Source organism: Rhizobium sp. P1_E6 (genome assembly GCF_056405875.1).
On sequence record NZ_JBFUBG010000327.1, the window covers coordinates 1 to 800 of the forward strand.

Genomic DNA, 800 nt, shown 5'->3' on the forward strand with positions numbered 1-800 from the left:
GCAACGGGGACAGAGAGTGGAGATATTCCGCGACATGGTTCTTCATTTCCATGACATCGCGGCGCCCGTCGAATTCCTGCGCGACGGGAGGAATGACAAAGTGATTCACCATCGTCGCGCAGATGAAAAACCGTTTGTCCACGACCTCGACAAAGACCGGCAATTTTCGATGTTGAAGGTATTTCGCAATATCGGCTGCGACCCCTGGCTTTCCGACCAGCCGCTTCGATTTCAGCTCAGAGCCTTGTATCCGGTGAACCGCCCGCAGACGCGAAAGTTCGGCGGCGAGGTCGCCTTCATCGTCGATCCCGACGGCGACCAAGACGAATATCGACTGGTCGCCAAAACCAAGACTCGCGCCTGCTTTGACAAGGTCGCCTGTATTTCCGCTCTCGTCTATGAAGAAAACTTTGGTCAAAAATTACCCCGGAAAATTTGCGCATCAGTCCACTCACAAGAGTACGTCTTGAGGTGCGGTTGTCGAGAGGCCCTTGCGGCGAGACGATGATAGAGGCCACACCGCTGCCAGCGCCAAGGCGGTCCGTCTTCTGAGGGGGGAGTTCCGCTGCTATCGCGCGGTTAGAAATTGAACTGCGGCTGGTTCTCGTAGTCGCCGTCTTCCCGTTCATTTGTCAGCGACGAGAGTGTAACTTCGAGCAGGCGTACCGGGCGGCGATCAGGTCCCGGCAAAGGATGGGACATTTGAGGTGAGCGGCCACGGCAGCGATCGTTAAGTCGACGCCCGGTAGAACAACACCCGACCCGGAACCAATTGTAGCAGATGGTCGAAGTCCGCGACA

1 protein-coding gene is annotated in these 800 nt (G+C 56.6%); it reads right to left on the reverse strand.

The annotated features are described in order from the left end of the window. Positions 1–418 (reverse strand): DUF3800 domain-containing protein (locus AC1D35_RS36540; RefSeq protein WP_477942938.1); only part of this gene is annotated, 418 nt, incomplete at its 3' end. Between the last annotated feature and the right edge of the window lie 382 nt (positions 419–800).